Here is a 12,760-nt window from a genome sequence, read left to right as displayed (position 1 = left end):
GTTGAATCATTTAACGGAAAATTCCGAGACGAATGCCTTTCAGTCAATTGGTTCTTATCGCTGGACGACGCCCGAGAAAAAATCGAGGACTTTCGTTGGGAATACAACCACTTCAGGCCTCACAGCGCGCTGAATGATTTAACCCCAAAAGAATTTGTTAATTTACATCAAGAAACATCGGAAACTCTACTTTCAACCGTCTGAAAACCAGGGAGGGGCTCAGAAACACCGGAAACTCTGCTTTCAACCGTCTGAATACCTGGGAGGACGTCACGCGCAAATTAGAAATTTAAGCAGCTGTCCAGATTTTCGGGAGTATTATATTAACGATCTAAACATCAGATCAATGCTGGATACCTAACTGGTCTTCAGGTTATCCGTTGCCTATATTCTAGTAAGCAAAGTCAATGGTAGCGCTCAAATTAGCCAAGTTGCTATCCATCGGATTTTTGTTTTGGATTGCAAATGGGGCAAGTAGGATTAAATTCTACTACAGCAGAGTGGTCGCCTTAAAAGGGAACCGAATTCAATCGAAAATCCCCGCGTGCAGGATCAGATCGGTGCCCAGAAACGTATTGATTTGTTATTCAATTGATTTCACTCAAAAGCGCTGATCCGAACAAATGGTTAAACTGCTGGCAATGGATCAGCGCATATTTATACTCAGCAAGATCAGGTTTTCCATTTATTTCATATACCTGTGTTCCCCGCGTAGATTTCAACGAACCCAGGTCGATAAAATCTTTCGGCATGGCCTGTTTAGAAAGATATACGTGCAAGTCTGGCCCGTTATTGGTGCTGAATTGGTCGAGGACAAGACTATATTTTTCGCCAGCAGTAATAATCCTGGCCGTTCCTGAAACGGATTCTCCGCCTATGCCCGTAAAGCTTCCTTTTACATTGACGACAGCCGTACTGTCTACCGTTTCCATTAACGGCTCGACTGGCGTGTTTTCTTCTCTTTTGCAATTGGTTAAGACCAGTCCAAGTAAAGAAACGAAGATGATATTTTTCATGGCTTTGAGATTTTTGGTTTAAACATTAAAACGAATAAGAAAGGCCCAATCCAAAATTGTTGGCCTTATTTCGGAACCGCTCAATTACAGTACCGTCGGCAGCAGTTTGTCTGACGCTTCCAGCAGTGTACTCGGTAAACAAAAACTGATAGATCGCCCTCACGCCCCATTTGCCATTGATCTGGTATTTGAGAAAAAACTCGGAATTCAATGAACCCCGGTCATGATCGCCGGTCAGCAAGAGACTGAATGCAGTGGGTTTTGAAGCCGCATCAGTGCTTGTACTGCCATTGCTTTGGAAAACAGAGGATGACTTCTGGCCGAAGGTCGCGCCGATCAGATCAATATTAAACCCTGCACTAAGCTTTTGATTGAAACGATAGCCCAGGTTAATTGTTACATTCAATGCGTTGACGAATGGGCGCTGGACAGTCAGGGTATCCCAGTTTTCGGTTTTTTGCCCCGCAAAGAAAATCACAAATGGTGTTGTAAATGACCGCGTAAGTCTGGCCGGACCAGCGGTAGTGTAGGTGAGCTTTGTGCCCGCAACGCTTGTCAACCTCAGGCCCAGGCCAGCTTCGATTTTCCTCTTTTTACCAATGCGCCAATTGTAGACATAGGACAATGCCCCGGAACCCTGGGAGCTGCCGATCGTTCCGGCAAGGTCGATAAGCTGGTTTGTTTTGGCAGGCTCAATTTGTTGGGCGCGCACGGTAATTGTACCAGCAAGCAGACAAAAAAGGCAGGCGATCCTGGTTTTCATAATATTGATTAAGTAATGGTTGAATCAGCTTTTGAGTATCCAGTCCCTCTTTATAAAAGATAGCAGCTTGTCCTTTTCAAAAAATACAAGCAATGCGCAGCTGAGCAAAACAATGAGCGCATAAATAAATAACTGGCCGCCGTCGCCAAGTACTTCAATTCCCAGTAAGGTGAGATGCGAAACCAATGCGCCAGAGATCACACCCAATCCAATAAAAGCGCCAATACCAGTAGTGGCAGGAATCAGAATAAGTATGGCCGCGATCAATTCGGCAACCCCTGAGCCGATTCGTCCCCAGGGCTCAATCCCTAGTTTTGAAAAAATATAAACAGACTCTTCAGCGGCAGTAAATTTGAAAAACAGTGTTTGAAGTAAAATGACCGCCGGTACTATGCGCAGCACCCAGAAGACGATTTTGTTAGGTTTTTTTGACATAAATAGCTTATGGTTTGTTTTTGATTTCTACCCAATTCTTATCCGCTTTCTCAATGTACCCTGGGATATCCTTGCTCCACATCTCCTGCACCTTTTTGTTGTAATTGAAATAAAGCTTGTTGTCTTTTACCGTCCAGGTGTCGGTTTCGGTAGGCGCTTTGTGGCCGTCGGCAGTTCCGTAGGCACAATAGCCACCATATTGGGGAGTGTATTTTTCGGGATCTTTTTTGAACATGTCCATATTGGCCTGGTTTTCAAAAAGCCAGTTGGTGTCTTTCCAGCGGTAGGTGAATTTTTCACTGCCTTTCAGGGCTTTGGCTTCGGTGTGAAAGGCGACCACGTCGTATCCTTTGATGGCCATGCCATCCTTTTCGAAGATTTCTGATTTTTGTGCGAATGCTGCCGCAGTTGTAAAAAAGAAGAACAGCGATACTAAAATTGAATTTTTCGTCATGATTCGTGAAATAAGTGGAATGTTTTATTTTGAAAATTTCGTCCAGTTGGCGTCTGCTTTCTTTTTTAGGCCGGGTTCGTCTTTGTTCCAGGTTTTGAGCGTGTTGTTGAAGTATTTGTTGTAAAAAAGGTAGAGTTTGCCGTTCAGGACTTTGAAAGTTTCGGGGTCAACCTCTATTTTCTCGCCACTCGCGCCCATGGCATAAGCGCACCAACCTCCATATTGCGGCGTGTATTTGGAAGGGTCAGCTTTGAATAAATCGCGGTTTTTGACCGAGGCAAAATAATAGGTAACACCGGCGTCCGAAGCAGTAATGTCTTTTTTGCCTTCGAGGGCTTTCCCGGCCGTGAAATAGGCTACCGGATCATAACCTTCGAGGGCAAGGCCCGATTGGGAGACGTTACTTTGTTTTTTGGTATCATCCTGCGCGAAAATGGGCATTGTGATGATCGCCAACAATAGAATAATGATCAGTTTTTGCATTTTATTGAGTTGATTGTAATTGGTTTTAAGAGACAGGCTTCTAGGTGGGAGGTTGGTGACAACACAACATTGGCAATGACATTAGGTGTTAATTGACTATTTGTTTTCAGAAACCGGGGCCGATAAGTTGAGCTCGAAGTCGAGCTTCACTTTGTTGGACATCCCCAGCGTATTTCCACCGAATTTCCAGTCCTTCCGGTTGATTTCTACTGCGGCTTTCATGACGGCATTTGCGCCTGTTTTCGTAAATGTGAAAGGGATAAATACGCTCTTGGTAACGGTTTTGAGCGTCAGATCAAATGTTCCGGTATATCCGGTCACTGTCTTCTCGATTTTAGTAGACTTCATTGCAATCCTGGGATATTTGGCAACCTCGAAAAACTGATCTTTCTCTTTTAAATGCCGGTCCCTCAGGCGGTTGCTAGTGGAAAGGGTGGCAGCCTCCACACTTCCCGAAATGCGGGCCGTTTCCGGGTGTAGGGGGTCAAAAATGACGGTTCCCTTAAACCCTTTGAATGTCCCGTCCACATCGGCCCCAAACATGCTGGTCCGGAACGATGTGTTGGCGGTTTGCACAGTCCATGTCTGCGCTTTGAGCAGGATTGGGGCGACGATGCAGGCGGTAAGCAATAGGTACTGTATCATAGGTTAGGTATTCGTTTAAGCACTTTGCTTGTGCAGTACAGTGGAATGGGCGATCCCGAAATTTTCGGATAACCTGATATGTCGGAATTCTACCTTCACGGCAATCGCCATAATGGCCATATGGTGCACGGCGTGTTCCACATTATAAAGCAGCTCACGGTAGAAAGTAGTCGTGATCTTTACATCATTTTTGGCCTCGGAGGAGTAAGATGCTTCCAGTTTGAGTACCAGGTCATCTTTCATCATGCGGATGAGCGCAATAAGCTCTTTCATTTTGGAAATCGCTTCGCGCGGGTCGTTTTCAAGCAGCAGATTGCGCTCCCGTTTGTCGTAATTCAGTTCGCCGGTGTTACCTGCCTGCACGGCCAAGTCATAAAATTCGAGGATATGCCTCAAATGGCGCCCAACCGAATTGGTTGACAGCAAATCCAGGTTTTTCGTGTATTCATCCCGCGAAAATTGTTCCGTCAATTCAATGAGTTGACTTAAAATCCCGATGGAAACATCTTGTAATTTCATAGCTTCAAAGTATGTTTTGACTGGCGTTCTTTGAATGCTCTACTTCAAAGGATATGCCGTAAAGTCCGGGCAATTAAAAACGACCTTTGGAGGCTGGATTCGCAACATTCGCAGATTCTCTGGTGCTGTGCCAGGAAAGCTGATTTACGATATTTCGTAACCTTCCTGCTGTTTCGTAACAAAGCCATTTTACTTAGGATTGATACAGAGGTCGATGAGAATTTAAAATTGCAGCAATGCGAGCCTTAATCAGCGATATTTGCAGGAAATCAGTAAAGCCAGAGGTTAGGAACAGATATTGAGCCAGTTGTTGGATATTAGATCAAGTAATTGACCAGGGCAATGGGATTGTATGGAAATATTTAAAAGGCTGTTTTTGATGTTGCTCTTTATGGCGCCGGGCTTTTACCAGTCCGCTGTTGCACAAGGTGTTGGGACACCATTAATTCAGCATTTTAGCCCCAAACAATATAACGGTCATCCCGAGAACTGGGCGATTGTGCAGGACAAGCGGGGCATCCTTTATGTGGGAAACCAAAGTGGCGTATTGGAATATGACGGAAGCAAATGGAAACTGATCGAAGTGCCCGGGACGGAAGTCAAGGCAATCGGTGTCAGTAAGGAGGGAGTCGTATATGTGGGTACATCCACGGATTTCGGTTATTTGGCGACCAGGCCGGGAGGGCAAATTCGATACATGTCTCTCAGTCAGAAATTGCCTAAGGCGGAACGCAGCATTTTGCCTGTAAACCGTTTATTTAGCGATTCAACAGGGATTTATTTTTGTACATCCCAAAAAATATACCGTTACAAAGGAAGAAACGATTTCAGGATCTGGGCTGCTAAAGACCGGTTTCTTACTGCGAATTTTATCCGAAACACCTTGTATGTGCAGGAGTCCACGGGAAGGCTTATGCAACTGGTTTCCGATGAACTCAAACCGGCGCCCGGGAGTGAGCAGCTTCTAAATCTCAGAGTTCAGGCAGTGCTTGAATTTTCAGATGGCCGCCTGCTAACTTTAACAGAAAAAAACGGACTATTTATTTATTCGCCCAAAGAGCCCGCTTCCAGGCTGAGGCCGTTAAAAACGGAATCGGACGAATGGCTTAAAAAATCGGGGATAACCGGCGCCATCTGTTCCTACAATGCCGAGTCGAAATCTTATCTTTTTTTCATCGCCAGCCGGTTTGGCGGGATCCGTATCCTGAATGAGTACGGGGCCGTACAAATGCAGTTGGACGCGTCTACGGGATTCAACCAAAATAGCATCGCATCCTTATACCTTGACAAGCAGCTTTCCCTATGGGCGATGACGGGCAGCGGGATCTGCCAGATCGGCTATAACCTACCGGTCAGTAAGTTTGGTTACAGCAAGAATATCAATTCGACGGTCTGGAGCATTACCCGCCATAAAAACCGCCTATATGTCGGTACCGGGATCGGGTTATTGGGTTGGAGCGATTCGAAGAATTCATTTGAGCCAGTGGCCATCATTAATTCTGCCTGCCGGACTTTGCTTTCGGACGGTAACGACCTTTATGCAGGTACCTCGGAGCATATTTTCAGGATACGCAATAACAAAGTGATCCAGATACTTTCTACGGGCGGCGAGTCCGTTTATGCCTTATTAAGGCCAAAATCGCAAAGTGACCTGCTTTTTGCTGCACTTTCAAATGGGGTATTCTTGTATCAATTGAAAAACAATTCCTGGCATGAAGTCGGCGCCATAAAAGGGCTGGCTGCCGACTGTCGCTCGCTGGCGGAAGATCCGGACGGTACGATTTGGGCAGGCACAAACAAAAATGGTTTTTTCAGGATTGATTTGAAAAATGCCCCTAATGCGAATCTGTCCCATGTCCGCATTGGCGCTGGGCTGAATGAGCTTTCATGGAATTACGTTTTTCCCACGATCGGAGCGCCCCGATTTGCTTCTAAAAATCACCTCTACGAATTCAATCACGACAGCAAAAAATTTGTGGAAATAGCACATTTTCAAAACTTGCTCCGCGACTCGGTGAACAGTGCGCCTTATTTTGTGGAAGATAGCGCGAGAAACTGGTGGTTTGCGAGCCCATTGGGTATTTTGAGGCAGATGCCAGGTGGGAAAACGGAGTGGGACAGCTTAAGCCTGATGCCGATCCAGCGGACAGGTTACTGCATTTATCCTGAAAAAACAGGGATTGTCTGGGTAGGAAATGATGAGGGCCTCTACCGGTATGACGGTATCCAAATGGCAATGCACCCTTCTTATCCGGTGCTGATCAGAGAAGTTCGATTGCTCTTAAATGATTCATTGTTAAATATTTCGGATCAAAAAGTAAATCAAGCGAATGTGCTGAAAATACCATTGGCTTATAATTTGCGAGACATTTCTTTTCGGTTTGCCGCCACAAGTTATGTGGGCGAAACAGGTAACGAGTTTCGCTACAAGCTTATCGGGGGCGGTGTGATGCCGACCGACCTTCAATGGTCGCGGTGGTCGAAAGAGAGCTGGAAGGATTATACCAATCTGCCGCCGGGGCATTATGTGTTCCATGTCATGGCCCGAAACCCGTACCGCGAACTCAGTCAGGAAAGCAGTTTTGCATTCGATATTCTCGATCCTTGGTTTCGTACCTGGTGGGCGTATATGCTGTATGTAGTTGGAGCGATCATGATGGTTTGCATGCTGATCTGGTGGTATACCAGACGTTTGAGCAATGAAAAGGCCAAGCTCGAAAACCTCGTGGACAGCCGGACGGCCCAAGTAGTTTTGCAAAAAGAAGAGCTGGTAGAGCAGGCTGCCCGCTTACAGCTGGCGAAGGATGCCGCGGAAAAAGCAAACCATGCCAAAAGTGAGTTTCTGGCCAACATGAGCCATGAATTGAGGACACCTTTGAACGGGATCCTGGGATTTGCGCAGGTACTTCAGCGTGAGCCGACATTAAATCCAAGACAGGAGAAGGGGCTTACCATTATCCGAAAAAGCGGTGAACATTTGCTGAATCTGATCAATGAGGTCCTCGATATTTCAAAAATAGAAGCGCAAAGGCTCGAAATTCAGAGTAATGCATTTAGTCTTTTAGACTTGCTGCATGATACGACCAGTTTATTTCATTCCAGAGCTGAGGAAAAGGGACTTTCTTTTCAAATGATTACGACTGGCGATATACCGGAAATGGTGGATGGCGACGAAAAGCGCATTACCCAGATACTGAACAACTTGCTAGGTAATGCAGTCAAATTCACGGAAAATGGAGGGGTTATCTTCAGAGTCACCGGTGAGAAGCTGAATACCGGTTTTTACAAGACCAAATTCGAAGTGGAGGACACTGGTATCGGCATTTCCGAGGAATATTTGACTGAAATATTTCTCCCATTCCACCAGGTAATAGACCGGCGGCTGTTTTCAGAAGGTACCGGCCTGGGGCTTGCGATTGCAAACAATCTGGTTGGATTAATGAATGGAACGCTAAATGTAACAAGCAAGGTGGGCCAGGGAAGTGTGTTCACGTTGGTGCTGGTGTTCAGGCAAGTAGTGGGAGAATCCCAAGCAGCATTGTCGGAACGTGACATTATGGGATATGCCGGAACCAGAAAGACCGTCCTGATAGTAGACGACCATGAAGAAAACCGCATGGTCGTGCATGAATTGCTGGCGTCGCTGGGGTTCCTGGTGCTGGAAGCTTCCGACGGAAAAGAGGCGGTGGAGCTTGCGGCTACTTCGGTACCGGACCTGGTGATTATGGATTTGGTCATGCCGCGCCTGAATGGTTTTGAGGCCGTTTCCCAAATGAAGGAAAATCAAGCTTTTGCCGATACAAAAATGATCGCCTTTTCAGCCAATGTTTTTGAACCTAACCAAAAACGCAGCCTGAATGAGGGTTTCGACGATTTTGTGTCCAAACCCGTCGACGTAGGTGCCTTGCTGTGTTCGATCCGTAAGCTGCTGAACCTGGAATGGACTTATACGAGTAAACGTGAATTGATTTCGGCCTCTGAAATGAATAATAAAAAGATGGAGCTGGTTGATCAACTACCACCAACTTCTGAACTGGAAAGAATGCGGGAATACGCGATGAAAGGGGATATTCAGGGGATACTGGATTCTTTAGACCAGATAGAATCGCAATATCCTGAGGCCAATGCTTTTGTGAAACAGGTTCGTAAATGGGCAAGGGAGTTTGATATGGGAAGAATCAAAGCGTATTTGATTATAGCCAGCAAAACTCATCCCATAGAATGAAACGCGACCTTATTTCCCTCCGTATCAGCAAAATAAGCCATAAACCCATTCTCGCCGATCGAAGTTTTGGCGAGGAGAATTTTGCCCCCTGCACTTTCCACTTTTGCAAGAGGGACATCCAGATCGTCCCGCCATTGAGATAAATTAAAGAACCAGACATCGATGGTTCAAATCCTTCTCCATAAACAATGCCACCACCGACGCCTCCATTTTGCATATCTGCTGGCAGCATTCCGTACCGGTACTCGTCGTTAGGCATTTCTGTAATGGTTGCACCCAGGATCGTTTCATAGAAAGCTTTGGCCCTATCAAAGTCTTTGACCGGGATTTCAAACCAATTGATTGCGTTTAACATGATAGAAAATTTTGAGATGATTAATTACTTACTTTTTTGTTTTTTTGATGATTTGGCCTTCTTGTTGAAATCAAGACATAAATTTATCCAATAGTCGAATTCCTCTTGGATTTTAATCGCATCCTGTTCAATGAGCACGTATCCAATCATGGGTCGGTTGGTGAAATCCATAGTTCGGCATCCCGGTTTTTCGACAGCTGTTTCGTGAAAGGCGGGATCGATGCGGCACATCAGCTCGTTTTTGATGATGCCGATGCACATTTTGTCGTTGTACATGAATGTTAGCCCACCCATCATGGCCTTTTCTTCGATGTTGGGAAGTTCAAAGAGTCTTTCGCGGATGCGGTTTGCCAAATTGATGTCGTAAGCCATGATTGGTGCGATAGCATCTTTATGAAATTATTAAAGGCCCTAAAAAAGACGGATCTACTTGATTTCCTTTGCGTCAGGTTGCCGCAATTGCTCCAAAATTGCAATCCGGATCTTGTCCGGGCGCCGCCAGGATATAAAATGATTCATTTCAGGAATCACCCGAACAATAACTGGCGCATTGACCAGCATTTTCTTTGCAAATGCCGCATTACCTGGTGGTACAAGGTCGTCAACTTCGCCCTGGATGACAGTAACAGGAATACAAATGCTTTTCCAAAGTGGCAGCATCTGCGTTAATTCGCCTTTGAGCGCGCGAATTTCACGGTTGCTCACATCCAGGTCTGCGGGAATGAAGTACCGAATTGGAAATGAGCCGATAATGGGCCGAAACCAGTCCTTTTTTTCGAGATCCGGGTCGATGGAACCTGCGACTAGAACCAGGCCCCGGACCTGGCTGGGAAAATCCATAGCCAACCTGGCAATGACCGGGCCGCCCAGTGAATGTCCGACTAAGATGGCTGTTGAGCTCGCTCCGGCTGCCCTTATGACGGTCGCGATAGCCTGCGCCTGTCTATACATGGAGCTTTCTACTTTTCCCAATCCAGATTTGCCGAAACCCAGGCGGTCGACGGAAATCAAATGTGCATGATTGTAGAGTGCAGAGTCTTTGAAAAAGTCTATAAAGGCTGTCCACGAGCCGGGAGAGCCATGTACGAAAACAACCAGCGGCAAGGAATCTGCACCGATTGCCGCATAATGGATTGTCCGGTTGCTATCCACCTTAACCGAGTGGAAAGAGGGCCTGACCGGCGATCCCTGAAAATATTCCGTAACCTCCTGATCGGTTTTTCTAAATGATATGCATTGAGTTAAAAACAGGAAGGAGAATACAGCTAAAACAAGGTTTGTTGGCTTGGTATGCAATGCGTTACGGATATCCATCTATCGCTTTCCGGTTATATAATCAACGATATGAGCTGGAAAAACGAAAGGGAAACAAACAAGAAGCCGATTATCCGGTCCATCCGGTGCTGATGCCTTGCTATGATCCTGACCAAAAAACGGCTCGCATAAGCGAATGGTAACAATCCGGCGATGGTGCCGACGGAAATGCCGATCACATAAGTGATAATGAGCGACTGCTGCGAGAGCCCTACAATACCTTTTCCCTGCAAAAGCGTGGTATACAGGATCCAAAAAGGAAAAGCGACCACGTTCAGGATGCTGAGAATAGCGCCCAGGTAGAAGGAGGAAATCGGTTTTCGCTTGCTGGCTGAGAGCTGTCCCTGTTTGCGGATATAATAAATCCCCATTCCCAACAAAGTAATGTTAGCAGCCACTTCGGTAACAGGGCTTAGCGCGGGAAAGTTGATGATCGTTTTGGTAAGCTGCACTGAAATGTAACTGTAAACCAGTTCAACAAGCGCGCAGGCCAATGCAAACCTGAGCGCGGAGCTCATCCCTTTGCTGAGGGAAACGTCCATAATGGTAATGTTGAGCACACCCAATGGTAAGGTTCCCAAAAAGCTCACGATCAACCCCGTGATAAAATTCAATGGTAGTGAGATCATGGGTTATGGATTTTGAAGTTTATCGGCTTTGATGCGTTTCCAAATCGCGCGTGCTTCTGAAAGTCGCATATAGGGCGTGCCGTTTTTATGGTTAAGAGTGCTGATTTCATAAAGCACTTTCCAGTGATGCAGCAATACTTTCCATCCTTCCCAAATCGAAAATTCCGGATCGTAAATGTGGGCCGGCTCGGCGCCTGCACCATTCAATTCCATGATTTTGATGTTTTTACCCTGATAAAAATCATCGAGATTGTTGCATCTCAGGTCATATCTACCATAATAAAACCCATTGATCCCGATACTTATTTTATCAAAAATAGCCGTCAGTTCCGGCGTGATCAAATGATTGGCATTGAGGAACTTGGTACCCAGGCAATGGTTGCCAATGGTGACCAGGGTCATTTTTTTGCCAATTGGTAAGACATTATGTAGTGATTTTGCATATTTAATTTTTAACAAATCCCATTGCAATACGGCCCTGTCATTGGCCAGGATTAGCTCGCCCAGGTTGTGTTGGCCGTTTCCGGTTACACTTAGGAATTCCTTTTGTACAATGGAAGATATTGTTCCCTTCGGCTGATTGGGCATACGGTAATAGAACACACCAAATTCCAGGGAATAGTCAACATATTCCTGGATCAGGTAATCGACACGGCTTTTTTGATGATAACTTTGTAGTGCTGCCAAAGTATCTATCTTTTTCACGCCCCAGCCACGTTCTCCCGCATTCGGTTTTGCAATCACAGGGAAAGTCAGGTTTGCATTAAAAAATCTGTTGCTTAAGAGCGCTTCGCTAATGCTGCGTTTAATGAACACCGTTACCGGTTTGTAAGAGTTATCGATCAGATCCAGAATGTCGATTTTCGACTCGCCCAGCATTCCTCCGGATTCAATGGATGGATTGGCTGCCGAGAAGAAAAAAAACGACCTTGCTTTGAGTGATAACCAAAGCCAGTAGACAAATACAGGAATATAAACTACCCCAAAAGGCCAGTACTCCCAGCTTTTCAAACGGATTAACTTGGCGCTTTTGGACAGTTTGAATGTCGCCGACCTTACAGGTGTCAAATCCGCGGTTATTTCACCTTCGGTTTCCAGCTGGTTAATTGGATACATAGCTTTGCGACAAGGTTTTATACGTCGTTTCGGAGTAAATAAGGTCTTCGTAAATCATCTCCATTTCAGTCCCGGAGCGTACCACGCTGGTCAGGCTCACGGTTTCGTAAAGATTGTCTCGCCGCATCCGGATGGCATTTTCAGGGTCGCCGTCGCCGGCAGTCAGATGAAATTTTCGGATGCTGCCCAATGAAAGTTCATCGGTAGAAGATATCCAGTGATTGAACCATTCCCGCCTTTTCCGGATAATGTCAGGACTATAAAGCGTTGCAGACGACCAGATGTGTTTTTGGGAGGCGTCCTTTTCACTAATAAAGAGTTTGTGTCCATCCCAGCGCAGGACAAGCAATTCCCCAATTTCGAAAAGAAGCAGTGTGAAAGGTTCAAGACCATTGAAATTGTAGTTCTCGGCGAAGTTTTGCGGAGAGAAATAGTCAAAAGCGTCGAGCACAACAAGCCCGCGACTGTGTTTGTACGGCGGTTTGGGCCGGTGAGCCTTAAATGCACCATTGAGCAGACATACAGTGCGGGTACAGGAGCTGGCGATCCAGGTTCCCTGCCCAAGCGGGTCCTGTGGAAATGTTACTTCCCGGTCGTGGATCATAACCGGATCGGAAAGCCTGGCGATCGGGCGTGTTATTTTTTCGTCCCGGCTGGACGTCAGGATAAAACCGCTTTGGCCTGGAAGATAACTTACTGTGCACATTTTGATTTCCTTTTTTATAAGGCCTATCAAAAGCTATTCCAAAACAGTTTTTGTAATTAAATTACTGTAAATCAACTATATATAAATTATTTTGCCGACT

The 12,760-nt window shown here is 45.8% G+C and carries 15 protein-coding genes; 2 read left to right on the top strand and 13 right to left on the bottom strand.

Features of this window, described 5'->3' with window-relative positions:
• On the top strand, positions 1–204 hold a 204-nt coding region (locus H144_RS33940), incomplete at its 5' end, for an integrase core domain-containing protein (protein WP_157504832.1).
• Between the two features lie 383 nt (positions 205–587).
• Here the strand turns inward: H144_RS33940 and H144_RS33390 are convergent.
• From H144_RS33390 to H144_RS0118550, 7 genes are all read right to left on the bottom strand, one after another.
• Positions 588–1,016 carry a DM13 domain-containing protein gene (locus H144_RS33390; RefSeq protein ID WP_019943605.1) on the bottom strand — a complete coding sequence of 143 codons (429 nt, stop codon included), beginning with the start codon at positions 1,014–1,016 and terminating at the stop codon, positions 588–590.
• A gap of 25 nt (positions 1,017–1,041) precedes the next feature.
• Positions 1,042–1,779 (bottom strand): hypothetical protein, encoded by a 738-nt coding sequence (locus tag H144_RS32140; protein WP_019943604.1) that lies wholly within the window; start codon positions 1,777–1,779, stop codon positions 1,042–1,044.
• 24 nt (positions 1,780–1,803) lie between these two features.
• On the bottom strand, positions 1,804–2,214 hold the full coding sequence (locus H144_RS0118570; protein WP_019943603.1) for a hypothetical protein: 411 nt from the start codon (positions 2,212–2,214) through the stop codon (positions 1,804–1,806).
• Between the two features lie 7 nt (positions 2,215–2,221).
• Positions 2,222–2,668: a YHS domain-containing (seleno)protein gene (locus tag H144_RS0118565; RefSeq protein ID WP_019943602.1), complete on the bottom strand. Its 447-nt coding sequence runs from the start codon at positions 2,666–2,668 to the stop codon at positions 2,222–2,224.
• A 24-nt stretch (positions 2,669–2,692) separates the two neighbouring features.
• The gene (locus H144_RS0118560) at positions 2,693–3,151 is read right to left on the bottom strand and encodes a YHS domain-containing (seleno)protein (RefSeq protein WP_019943601.1); all 459 of its coding nucleotides are present in this window, start codon (positions 3,149–3,151) and stop codon (positions 2,693–2,695) included.
• A gap of 96 nt (positions 3,152–3,247) precedes the next feature.
• On the bottom strand, positions 3,248–3,796 hold the full coding sequence (locus H144_RS0118555) for a YceI family protein (protein WP_019943600.1): 549 nt from the start codon (positions 3,794–3,796) through the stop codon (positions 3,248–3,250).
• Positions 3,797–3,811: 15 nt separating this feature from the next.
• Entirely contained in the window at positions 3,812–4,315 is a 504-nt protein-coding gene (locus H144_RS0118550; protein ID WP_019943599.1) for a hypothetical protein, read from the bottom strand.
• A 352-nt stretch (positions 4,316–4,667) separates the two neighbouring features.
• On the opposite strand from H144_RS0118550, the gene H144_RS33385 reads away from it, so the two are divergent.
• On the top strand, positions 4,668–8,540 hold the full coding sequence (locus tag H144_RS33385; protein WP_019943598.1) for a hybrid sensor histidine kinase/response regulator: 3,873 nt from the start codon (positions 4,668–4,670) through the stop codon (positions 8,538–8,540).
• Here H144_RS33385 and H144_RS33005 read toward each other — a convergent pair.
• The 6 genes from H144_RS33005 to H144_RS0118515 all read right to left on the bottom strand — a co-directional run bounded on the left by H144_RS33005 (position 8,509) and on the right by H144_RS0118515 (position 12,660).
• Positions 8,509–8,895: a VOC family protein gene (locus H144_RS33005; RefSeq protein ID WP_229207933.1), complete on the bottom strand. Its 387-nt coding sequence runs from the start codon at positions 8,893–8,895 to the stop codon at positions 8,509–8,511. The genes H144_RS33385 and H144_RS33005 overlap by 32 nt on opposite strands.
• Positions 8,896–8,919: 24 nt before the next feature.
• A complete protein-coding gene (locus H144_RS0118535) occupies positions 8,920–9,267 on the bottom strand; it encodes a TfoX/Sxy family protein (RefSeq protein WP_019943597.1) in 348 nt (115 codons plus the stop codon).
• 54 nt (positions 9,268–9,321) lie between these two features.
• Positions 9,322–10,209 carry an alpha/beta fold hydrolase gene (locus H144_RS0118530; protein ID WP_019943596.1) on the bottom strand — a complete coding sequence of 296 codons (888 nt, stop codon included), beginning with the start codon at positions 10,207–10,209 and terminating at the stop codon, positions 9,322–9,324.
• 14 nt (positions 10,210–10,223) lie between these two features.
• Positions 10,224–10,838, bottom strand: coding sequence for a LysE family transporter (locus H144_RS0118525; protein WP_063826406.1), 615 nt, complete (start codon positions 10,836–10,838; stop codon positions 10,224–10,226).
• 3 nt (positions 10,839–10,841) lie between these two features.
• Positions 10,842–11,849, bottom strand: a complete 1,008-nt coding sequence (locus H144_RS0118520; protein ID WP_157504829.1) for an ATP-grasp domain-containing protein — start codon at positions 11,847–11,849, stop codon at positions 10,842–10,844.
• Positions 11,850–11,940: 91 nt separating this feature from the next.
• On the bottom strand, positions 11,941–12,660 hold the full coding sequence (locus tag H144_RS0118515; RefSeq protein ID WP_033402964.1) for an NRDE family protein: 720 nt from the start codon (positions 12,658–12,660) through the stop codon (positions 11,941–11,943).
• Positions 12,661–12,760: the final 100 nt, after the last annotated feature.

It is taken from the genome of Dyadobacter beijingensis DSM 21582 (assembly GCF_000382205.1).
GTDB lineage: Bacteria > Bacteroidota > Bacteroidia > Cytophagales > Spirosomataceae > Dyadobacter > Dyadobacter beijingensis.
Note: the sequence above shows the minus strand (reverse complement) of the source record. Positions and strands in the feature narration are given on the sequence as shown.

Excerpts from the sequence above, each read along its gene's own strand:
- H144_RS33390 (WP_019943605.1), bottom strand. The coding sequence starts at position 1,016 with ATGAAAAATATCATCTTCGTTTCTTTACTTGGACTGGTCTTAACCAAT.
- H144_RS32140 (WP_019943604.1), bottom strand. The coding sequence starts at position 1,779 with ATGAAAACCAGGATCGCCTGCCTTTTTTGTCTGCTTGCTGGTACAATT.
- H144_RS0118570 (WP_019943603.1), bottom strand. The coding sequence starts at position 2,214 with ATGTCAAAAAAACCTAACAAAATCGTCTTCTGGGTGCTGCGCATAGTA.
- H144_RS0118565 (WP_019943602.1), bottom strand. The coding sequence starts at position 2,668 with ATGACGAAAAATTCAATTTTAGTATCGCTGTTCTTCTTTTTTACAACT.
- H144_RS0118560 (WP_019943601.1), bottom strand. The coding sequence starts at position 3,151 with ATGCAAAAACTGATCATTATTCTATTGTTGGCGATCATCACAATGCCC.
- H144_RS0118555 (WP_019943600.1), bottom strand. The coding sequence starts at position 3,796 with ATGATACAGTACCTATTGCTTACCGCCTGCATCGTCGCCCCAATCCTG.
- H144_RS0118550 (WP_019943599.1), bottom strand. The coding sequence starts at position 4,315 with ATGAAATTACAAGATGTTTCCATCGGGATTTTAAGTCAACTCATTGAA.
- H144_RS33385 (WP_019943598.1), top strand. The coding sequence starts at position 4,668 with ATGGAAATATTTAAAAGGCTGTTTTTGATGTTGCTCTTTATGGCGCCG.
- H144_RS33005 (WP_229207933.1), bottom strand. The coding sequence starts at position 8,895 with ATGTTAAACGCAATCAATTGGTTTGAAATCCCGGTCAAAGACTTTGAT.
- H144_RS0118535 (WP_019943597.1), bottom strand. The coding sequence starts at position 9,267 with ATGGCTTACGACATCAATTTGGCAAACCGCATCCGCGAAAGACTCTTT.
- H144_RS0118530 (WP_019943596.1), bottom strand. The coding sequence starts at position 10,209 with ATGGATATCCGTAACGCATTGCATACCAAGCCAACAAACCTTGTTTTA.
- H144_RS0118525 (WP_063826406.1), bottom strand. The coding sequence starts at position 10,838 with ATGATCTCACTACCATTGAATTTTATCACGGGGTTGATCGTGAGCTTT.
- H144_RS0118515 (WP_033402964.1), bottom strand. The coding sequence starts at position 12,660 with ATGTGCACAGTAAGTTATCTTCCAGGCCAAAGCGGTTTTATCCTGACG.